This is a genomic window from Flavobacterium aestuarii (assembly GCF_040049115.1).
In the GTDB taxonomy this organism is placed as follows: Bacteria; Bacteroidota; Bacteroidia; order Flavobacteriales; family Flavobacteriaceae; genus Flavobacterium; species Flavobacterium aestuarii.
In genome coordinates, this window is the sequence record NZ_JBDLZZ010000044.1 from 1 (window position 1) to 1,478 (window position 1,478).

Here is a 1,478-nt window from a genome sequence, read left to right on the forward strand (position 1 = left end):
TAATTACTGTTAGCGGAGTTACAGGAGGCACAGGAGTTTACAGTTATGCAGCAGTTGCAGGCGGGGCAGCAGCTCCGGCATCAGGAGTTTATACTGCTAGTGCAATACTTTCAGTGGATACGAATCTGAATCCTGCAAATCTATCTTGGGATGTTTATGTAAAAGATGCCAATGGCTGTATCAGTATGCAGAATGTGGTGATTACAAATGATGCACCGCCAACGATTACAGCACCGGCACCGCAATGTTATGCTGGTTCGCCATTGACAGTGAATTTAGGCACATTGTTAGGTACAGGTACTTATAACGGAGTTAAGTCTTTCACAGTGAACGGATCTGCTATATCTGGAGCTATTGCTACACTTGCAGGGCCTGGCACTTATACATTAGGTATTAAAGACGATAACGGCTGTGAGGCTTTTGTAGATTATAAAATAGAAAACCAATTAACAGCTTTAGCTTCGCTGACTAAGGATCTATATTGTGGAGCCCCAGTTAATGCGGTAATTGATGTTACGATAGCTGGCGGAGTTGCGCCATATTCATACCAGATGTATCTGAATGGTTCTCCATCAGGCGTTGTGACAGCTGTAACCGGTTCATCTTTCACGGCTTCAGTTCCAGCAGCTGGCACGTATCATTTTGTGATAACAGACAGCAATGCTGCGGTTTGTTCCGTTACAACATCAGATGTTGTTGTGACTGTTCCAAGTACACCATCGGCTGTATTTGCACAGACAGATGTAAGCTGTAATGGAGGATCAGATGGAACAATTACAATAACAGCTTCTAATGGTGTTGAGCCATATGAGTACAGTATTGATAACGGAGTAACATTCCAGGGTTCAAATTATTTTGCAGGCTTGACAGATGCTGGTGTTTATAACATTGTTGTAAAAGACGCTAAAGGCTGTACAATAACAGCTGCTATCCCTGTAGATATTACACAGCCTGCAGCTGTTGCGGCAAGTATTTCAGTAACTACAGGTTTATCTTGTGGAACAGCAAATGCAGTACAGCAGGCTACAGTTACAGTAACTGCTAGTGGCGGAACAACGCCTTATCAATATAGTTTTGACGGTATTAACTATTCGTCAGTTAACACATATACCACCAGTACATCTGGATTGGTTCAGGCATGGGTTAAAGATGGAAAAGGATGTAATATCAGTGTGCCAGTTAGTACAACTGTTGTACCATTAAATCCTCCTACAGATATGAATATCACTGGGACACCAGTATATTGTTCACCAGTTGCAAGCCAGACCAGTACGGTTACATTAACCACAACAAGCGGAGTTGGTACACTAAGCTATACAATAGTTTCACCGGCAAGTGCTGCAGGAAATATATCCGGTGCATCAAGTGGCGTATTCACACTATTATCACCAGATACTTATGTATTCCAGGTTAAAGATGCAAATGGCTGTACTTATCAGGAATCGTATACAGTAGATCCAGTGACACCAATTGCTATT

1 protein-coding gene is annotated in these 1,478 nt (G+C 42.3%); it reads left to right on the forward strand.

Annotation, left to right across the window (positions count from 1 at the left end; translation table 11 throughout):
• The coding region (locus ABEG11_RS18985) for a SprB repeat-containing protein (RefSeq protein WP_348825756.1) at nt 1-1,478 on the forward strand (1,478 nt) is incomplete at both ends.